The organism is Mesorhizobium sp. M5C.F.Ca.IN.020.32.2.1, from assembly GCF_004023105.1.
Taxonomy (GTDB): Bacteria; Pseudomonadota; Alphaproteobacteria; order Rhizobiales; family Rhizobiaceae; genus Mesorhizobium; species Mesorhizobium wenxiniae.
Genome location: NZ_RZSX01000231.1, coordinates 1 through 7810, shown reverse-complemented (window position 1 = coordinate 7810; position 7810 = coordinate 1). Strand labels below are relative to the sequence as shown.

At 62.0% G+C, this 7810-nt stretch carries 7 protein-coding genes and 1 pseudogene; 1 reads left to right on the top strand and 7 read right to left on the bottom strand.

What is annotated here, in order from left to right; genetic code table 11:
• The 7 genes and pseudogenes from EOA86_RS13900 to EOA86_RS13870 all read right to left on the bottom strand — a co-directional run.
• A pseudogene (locus tag EOA86_RS13900) lies at window positions 1-191 on the bottom strand (carbohydrate kinase); the annotation flags it as partial.
• Entirely contained in the window at window positions 188-505 is a 318-nt protein-coding gene (rhaM, locus tag EOA86_RS13895; RefSeq protein WP_128342166.1) for an L-rhamnose mutarotase, read from the bottom strand. The pseudogene EOA86_RS13900 and the gene rhaM, both read right to left, overlap by 4 nt.
• Window positions 505-1506: an ABC transporter permease gene (locus tag EOA86_RS13890; protein WP_065005822.1), complete on the bottom strand. Its 1002-nt coding sequence runs from the start codon at window positions 1504-1506 to the stop codon at window positions 505-507. Before EOA86_RS13890 ends, rhaM begins: the two co-directional genes overlap by 1 nt.
• A complete protein-coding gene (locus EOA86_RS13885) occupies window positions 1503-2480 on the bottom strand; it encodes an ABC transporter permease (RefSeq protein WP_128342164.1) in 978 nt (325 codons plus the stop codon). The genes EOA86_RS13890 and EOA86_RS13885 overlap by 4 nt, the downstream gene beginning before the upstream one ends.
• Window positions 2477-4018: a sugar ABC transporter ATP-binding protein gene (locus EOA86_RS13880; RefSeq protein ID WP_127211849.1), complete on the bottom strand. Its 1542-nt coding sequence runs from the start codon at window positions 4016-4018 to the stop codon at window positions 2477-2479. Before EOA86_RS13880 ends, EOA86_RS13885 begins: the two co-directional genes overlap by 4 nt.
• A gap of 83 nt (window positions 4019-4101) precedes the next feature.
• Window positions 4102-5097, bottom strand: a complete 996-nt coding sequence (gene rhaS, locus EOA86_RS13875; RefSeq protein WP_128342163.1) for a rhamnose ABC transporter substrate-binding protein — start codon at window positions 5095-5097, stop codon at window positions 4102-4104.
• A 45-nt stretch (window positions 5098-5142) separates the two neighbouring features.
• Window positions 5143-5952 carry a DeoR/GlpR family DNA-binding transcription regulator gene (locus tag EOA86_RS13870; protein WP_128342161.1) on the bottom strand — a complete coding sequence of 270 codons (810 nt, stop codon included), beginning with the start codon at window positions 5950-5952 and terminating at the stop codon, window positions 5143-5145.
• 212 nt (window positions 5953-6164) lie between these two features.
• Between EOA86_RS13870 and EOA86_RS13865 the strand changes: the two genes are divergently transcribed.
• Window positions 6165-7810: bifunctional rhamnulose-1-phosphate aldolase/short-chain dehydrogenase (locus EOA86_RS13865; RefSeq protein ID WP_128342159.1), on the top strand; the 1646-nt coding region annotated here is incomplete at its 3' end.

Genomic DNA, 7810 nt, shown 5'->3' with positions numbered 1-7810 from the left:
CGATTAATCCCGGCGAGGCTGTCGAGAATGAACGACCACAAAAGCTCGACATCGTGGTGCGGGTAGGAACCGTCGGCAACGGGCGCATTCGCCATGCGGCGCAGCGCGAATTCGCGCATGTCGTCGAGATTGACCAGCGCTACCTTGGCATTGGTTTTGCCGATATCGATGACGGCGACGTGGTGGGTCATTCCATATGGAACATGGTTTCCAGCGGCACCGCCACCGGCTCGTTATCAGGCTTGGTTTCCATGATGTCGGCCATCTCGGCCCACCAGCGCTGCATCACAGGGTGCTTCGGCAATTCATCCATGCCGTGGTCGTCACGCCGCCACAGCACGCCGAACAAGGTGTTGGTCTCTTCGTCGAGATGGATCGAATAGTCGAAAACGCCTGCCTGCTTCAACAGCGCCACCAGCGACGGCCAGATGTCGTCATGGCGCCTTTTGTATTCGGCCTTCATGCCCGGATTGAGCTTCATCTTGAACGCGTATTTTTCGGCCATCAGGTGAAACGCTCCCGACGCACCCGCCGCCAGACGATCGGCAGCGCGATGACGATGATCAGCAGCAGGCCGATGAAGATCGACATGACGATGCCGGGCACGTTGAGCAGCCCCAGGCCAAAAGTCACCAGCCCCATGATGAAGGCGGCGAGCACGACACCCAGAATGCTGCCGGCGCCGCCCAGGATGCTGACGCCACCAAGCACCACCATGGTGATGACTTCCAATTCGTAGCCTTGCGCGATCGACGGTCGGGTCGAGCCGAGCCGCGAGGTGATCAGCACCGAGGCGATGCCGGCCATCAAGCCGGTCAGGCAGAACAGGATGAACTTGATGCGGCCGACGCGCACGCCGGAAAACTGCGCCGCAACCGGGTTGTTGCCGATGGCGAAGACGCGGCGGCCGAAGCTCGTCCGGTGTAGTAGGAACCAGTAGACGACCGCCGCGACGAGGAGCAGCGTCAGTTCGAACGACACCACCCACCAGACATAGCCTTGGCCGAAGAAGGCGAAGCTCGGGGGATAGCCCTTGTAGGCCTGGTCGCCGAGGACGATGAAGGCGATGCCGCGAAACAGGCTCATCGTGCCGATGGTAACGACGATCGACGGCAATCCCAGCCTGGTGACGAGCAGCCCGTTAAAGGCGCCGCAGCCAAGCCCGACCACGATGCCGATCGTCACCAGCACCGGCGTGCCGGCGCCGGCCTGCACCGCCATGCCCATCATCGTCGAGGCCAGCGCAATGATGGCGGCGACCGACAGGTCGATCTCGCCGGAAATGATCAGCAGCGCCATGGCAAGCGCGATCAGTGCCTTCTCGGTGAAGTTGAAGGTCAGGTCAGACAGCGACCATGCGTCGAGGAAATAGGGCGAGGCGAAGCTGTTGACGGCAAAGATGGCGACTGCCACCGCGACCAGCAGCGCCTCCCATGAGAAGATCGCCGCGTTGAGCGGCTTGTCGAGCCGGTTGGGAATGTGGCGTGGGGCTGGAGTGTCGGTCATGCCGCTTCCGCCTTTTTGAGGATGATGCGGCCTTGCCGGCGTTCGCCGCGCGCATTGAGCACCACGGCCAGGATGATGGCGCTGCCCGAAATCGCCATCTGCCAGAAGGGCGAGATGTTGATGACCGGCAGCGCATTGGAGATGATGCCGAGGAACAGCGCACCGAGCACTGCGCCGCCGACCGAGCCGATGCCGCCGGCGATCGAGATGCCGCCGATGACGCAGGCGGCGATGATGTTGAGCTCGTAGCCATTGGCGACCTCGACCGAGGCGATGACGTAGCGCGAAATCCAGAGATAACCGCAGAGACCGGCGGCCATCCCCGAGATGCAGAAGACGATGAACTTGGTGCGGCCGACATCGATGCCGGCATAAACCGACGCCGTCGGATTGACGCCGATGGCGTAGATCGAGCGGCCGAGCGCGGTGCGCGTCATCACGAGGAAGAACAAGGCGATGACCAATATGGCGATCCACGACAGGACCGGGATGCCGAGAAAGGCCGCGCGCTGCAGGCCGATGAACTCAGGGCTCATCTGGTCGGCATTGACCCAGGCGCCTCCGGAGATGACGAAGGTGGCGCCGCGGTAGATGGTCAGCGTGCCGAGCGTCACCACGATTGACGGGATGTTCAGCCGCCATACCAGCAGGCCGTTGATCACGCCGAGCACCAGTCCGACTAGCAGTGCGATGACGATCAGCAGCGGGATCGGGATTGCCGGATGCGCGGCGTTCAGCATCGCCACTACCATGCCGGTGAAGCAGAGATTGGACGCCATCGACAGGTCGATCGAGCGGGTCAGAATGACAACCATCTGACCCAGCGCCAGGATCATCAGGATCGAGGTGTCGTTGAACACCTGGCTTAGATTGGCAGGATTGGCAAAGCCCGGAAAGCGCATTGAGATCAGCCCGATCAGCACGACGATGGCGGCGAGAAGCCAGACTTCGCGATTTTTGAGAAGAGCCTTCATGCTGCGATCCCCGCTGCCGTTCTGACCAGCGTTTCGGCGTCGAGCCCCTTGTTGTCATAGACTGAGGCGATGCGGCCCTCGCGCATGACGATCACCCGGTCGGACATGCCGAGGATCTCGGGCAGTTCGGACGACACCATGATCACCGACAGGCCCTGCGCGACGAGCTCGGCCATGAAGCCGTGCACGGCGGCTTTCGAGCCGATGTCGATGCCTTTGGTCGGCTCATCGAGGATGATCACCTTGGGCGCGGTAGCCAGCCATTTGGCGATGACGATCTTCTGCTGGTTGCCGCCCGACAGCGTGCCGACATCCTGGCTGAGCGACGAGGCGCGCAAATCGAGCCGCTCGGTGTAGGAACGGGCCAGTGCGAACTCCTCGGCCAGCCGCAACACGCCTGATTTGGACGTGCGCTTGAGTGAGGGGAGCGAGATATTCTGGAAGATCGGCAGGCCGATCACCACGCCTTGCTTGCCGCGCTCTTCCGGCACATAGACGATGCCGGCGTCGATCGAATCCGCTGCCGATTTCGGCACGATCTGTTTGCCTTCCAGCGTGATTGTGCCGCTGCTGGTGCGGGTGATGCCTGATATCGCCTGCATGACCTCGCTGCGGCCGGCGCCGACGAGGCCGTAGAAGCCGAGGATTTCGCCTCTGTGCAGCTCGAAACCGATGTCGTCGAACTCGGTCGGGTGCGACAGCCCCGAGACAGTGAGCACCGGCGCGCTGATCTCGGCCTTGCGCTGCGGAAAAATGTGATCGACGGCGCGGCCGACCATCATGCGCACGATCTGGCTCTGGCCGGCATCCCTGATCAGGCCTTTGCCGACCATTTCGCCGTCGCGGAACACCGTATAGCGGTCGGCAATGCGGTAGATCTCGTCGAACTTGTGGCTGATGAACAGGATCGCCTTGCCTTCGCTCTTCAGGAATTCGATGAGCAAAAAGAGCTCCTCGATCTCCTTCAGCGACAGCGCTGCGGTCGGCTCGTCCATGATGACGATCTGGGCATCGATCGACATGGCGCGGGCGACTGCCACGAGGTGCTTGTTGGCGATACCGAGGTCCTTCAGCCGCGCGTCGGCGTCAATGTGGCCGGCACCCATGGTGTTCAATACTTCACGGGCATTCTTGCGCATGATGCGCCAGTCGATGGTGCCGAAGCGCGACCGCGGCGCATGGCCGAGAAAGATATTCTCGGCCACCGTCAGGTCGTCGAACAGCACGGTTTCCTGGTGGATGGCGGTGATGCCGTGCCCGAAGGCGGCATGAGCGCTGGGAAAGGTGACGGCCTGGCCATCGATGCTGATGCTGCCCGCATCGGGCTGGTAGATGCCGGTCATGATCTTGACCAGCGTCGACTTGCCGGCGCCGTTCTCGCCGATCAGAGCGGTCACCTGGCCGGGATAGAGCGACAGGCTAACATCATGCAGCGCGCGCACGCCGGGAAAACTCTTCGAGATGCCGGACAGGGTCAGGCGCGGAGCCGGAGCCAAAGGCTGCTCGGTCGTCGGGTTGAGTTGGGCTGTCGTGTCCATAGTCGTATCAAGCCCTGCAGCAGGTCCGTTTGAGGACGCGGCGGAACCTCTGCCCCGCCGCGCCGGCTTGAAGGGCTCCAGGATCAATAGATCTTGGAGAATTCTTCGATGTTCGACTTGTCGAACTTGAAGGGCGGAGCCATCGCAGCCGAATTGGTGTCGTCGAGCGTGACCTTGCCGACGCGGCCGATCGACAGCGCCGCACCCGGCTTGGCTTCTTCCTTCTTCACCGCCAAATCATGGGCGAGGTAGACGGCCGAGTAGCCGAGGTCGATCGGGTTCCACAGCGCGACCGCTTGGCTGGCACCGTTGTCGATGAACTTCTTGAACTCCGACGGCAGCGCCAGGCCGGTGACGTTGACCTTGCCGATCAGGCCTTGGTCGGTCACCACCTGAGCGGCGGCAACGACGCCGACCGTGGTCGGTGCGATGATCGCTTTGAGGTTCGGATAGGACTTCAAAAGGCCCTTGGCTTCGTCCGTGCTCTTGGCCGAGTCGTCGTCGCCGTAAACGGTGGCGACGAGGTTGATCTTGGGAAATTTCTCCGGCAGCACCTTCTTGGCCGCGTCGATCCAGGCGTTCTGGTTGGTCGCGGTGGACGAAGCCGACAGGATGGCGACGTCGCCGCCTTCCGGCAGGTAGTCGGCGGCAAGCTTGATGATGGTCTCGCCGATCAGGTTGGTGTCCGAGGGGTTGAGGTGGAGCTGGCGACCATCCGGAGCGACGCCTGAATCCCATGAGATGACGGTGATGCCGCGATCCATCGCCTTCTTCAGCGCCGGCACCAGCGCGTCGGCGTCATTGGCCGAAATGGCGATGGCGTTGACCTTCTGGGCGATCAGCGAATTGATCACCTCGATCTGCGCTTCGGCGGTCGCCTTGGTCGGGCCGGTGTAGATGATATCGACGTCGCCGAGTTCCTTGGCCGCCTCTTCGGCGCCCTTGTTGGCGGCATCGAAGAAGCCATTGCCGAGCGACTTCACCACCAGTGCGATCTTGACGTTCTCGGCATAGGCGGCATTCACGAACATGGCGGCGGAGAACGCCGCCGTAACCATCAGTTTCTTCAGAAAGCTCATCGAATATCCTCCCTTGAGTGTTGCATTCCATCGCCGCTGCGGGCCTCAGGCCTGCAGCGAAGATTCTTCCTTATTGCCCAGCGTTGTGCGGGCGACGACCAGCGTCACACCCGCGGCCTCCAACATCTTGGCCTCGCGGTCCTCGATGCCGTCGTCGGTAATGACGGTCGCGATGCGCGACAGGCCGCACAGGATCAGGCTCGAGCGTTTTCTGAACTTCGACGAGTCGACCAGCACCACCAGTTCGTCGGCCTGATCGATCAGTTTCTGCTCGGCCTGGATCAGCAGCGGATCGCCTTCCATCAAGCCGAGTGGCCCGAGCCCTTGTGCGCCCATGAACATGCGGCGCGCATAGAAATTGCGCGTCACGTCATTCTCGAAGGGCGACAGGATGATGTTCTGCTCGCGGTAGATGGTGCCGCCCGACAGCATCACCGTGTTCTTGGAGTGCTTGAGCAGGTGCTCGGCGATCGGAAAGGAATTGGTGAAGATCGGCATCCGGCGGCCGGTCAGGAAATGCACCATCTGGAAGGTGGTGGTGCCGCCATTGATGATGATCGGCTCGCCGTCCTTGCAGAGTTCCACGGCGTCCCGCGCGATGGCCCGCTTCTGCGAAGCGTTGATCGTCTCGTTGACGGAAAAAGGCCGGCCGGCAAGGCCGATGAACTGCGGTGGCGTGATCGCCTCGGCGCCGCCGCGCACGCGGCGCAGGCGCTTTTGCACATGCAATGCGGCGATGTCGCGCCGGATCGTCGCCTCGGACGAGTCCGTCAGGTCGACCATCTCCTGCACCGTCACCACAGGCTTTTCCTGGACGGCGGACAAAATGATCCTGTGGCGCTCTTTCTCGTGCATGGTTCCTCCCTGCCGAGCATCTAGGCACCCAAAACGCGCAGTGTCAATCATTTCCGATCATATAATTTCATTGTGCAGTGCAATATGATCAATCTTGATCGTTTGTGATTGACAACGCCGCCGCTTGCGTGGACATTCGAGCAAAGCTGACCCGCAATGCGGTGGCAATTGACCGCATCGTTTGCGCGTCTCACGTCACGGGAGGATTACCTATGCTCGACAAGCGCTCCGGCACGCGCCTCGCCAATCTTTGGGATGACGCGAAAGCCCAAGCAATGAGCGAGCCGGAACGTCTCGTCTATCGCTCGAATGTTCTTGGCTCCGACAAGCGCGTCACCAACTATGGCGGCGGCAACACCTCTTCCAAGATCTGGCAAAAGGATCCGCTCACCGGTGAGAACATGGAAGTGCTGTGGGTCAAGGGCTCGGGCGGCGACAGCGCCTCGATCAAGCTCGACGGCTTCGCCACGCTCTATATGGACAAGCTCAGGGCGTTGAAGGGTCTTTATCGCGGCCTCGAGCATGAAGACGAAATGGTCGGCTATCTGCCCCACTGCACCTTTAACCTCAATCCGCGCGCGGCCTCGATCGATACGCCGCTGCACGCATTCGTGCCGAAGCCCCATGTCGACCACATGCATCCCGACGCCATTATCGCCATTGCCGCCGCCAAGGATTCGAAGGCGCTGACCAAGGAGATCTTCGGCGACGCGATCGGCTGGCTGCCGTGGAAGCGTCCGGGCTTTGAACTCGGCCTGTGGCTGGAAAAATTCTGCCTCGAGAACCCTGAGGCCAAGGGCGTCGTCCTGGCAAGCCATGGCCTGTTCACCTGGGGCGACACCCCAAAGGAATGCTACGAGACGACGATCTCGGTGATCAACCAGGCGATCGACTGGTTCGAGCGCAAGTCTGAAGGCAAGCCGATCTTCGGTGGCGAAGTCGTCAAATCGCTCGACGCGCCGGCGCGTCGCGCCGCGGCGGCAAAGCTGATGCCGAGGATCCGCGGCCTGATTTCGGAGAAAAGCCACAAGCTTGGCCATTTCGACGATTCGCCAGCCGTGCTCGAATTCGTCAATTCGAAGGATTTGCGCCCACTGGCAGCGCTCGGCACATCCTGCCCGGACCATTTCCTGCGCACCAAGATCCGGCCGCTGGTCATCGAATTCGATCCCGGGAATCCCGACGTCGATGCCGTCATCGCCCGTCTCGCCGACGATGTGGCGGAGTATCGTGTTGGCTATCAGGCTTATTACGACCGCTGCAAGCACGTGGATTCGCCACCGGTGCGTGATCCGAACGCCGTGGTCTATCTGATGCCCGGCGTCGGCATGTTCACCTTCGCCGGCGACAAGGCGACGGCGCGCATATCGGGCGAATTCTACGTCAACGCCATCAATGTCATGCGCGGCGCCTCGACGGTGTCGACCTATGTCGGGCTGCCCGAGCAGGAAGCCTTCGACATCGAGTACTGGCTGCTCGAAGAGGCAAAGCTGCAGCGCCTGCCGAAGCCGAAGGCTCTAGCCGGCCAGATCGCGCTGGTCACCGGCGGCGCCGGCGGCATCGGCCGGGCGACGGCCAACCGGCTGCTGCGCGAAGGCGCCTGCGTCGTGCTGGCCGACATCGACGAGACCGCCCTTGCCAGCGCCAATGACGAGCTGGCGAAAGCCTATGGCAAAGATTTCGTGCGGCCGCTGGTCATCAATGTCACGTCAGAGGACCAGGTGATCTCCGGCTTCGCCGAGACCGCGGTCGAGTTCGGCGGCATCGATATACTGGTGTCGAATGCCGGCCTGGCAACCTCGGCGCCGATCGAGGAGACGACGCTGGCGCTGTGGAACAAGAACATGGACATCTTGTC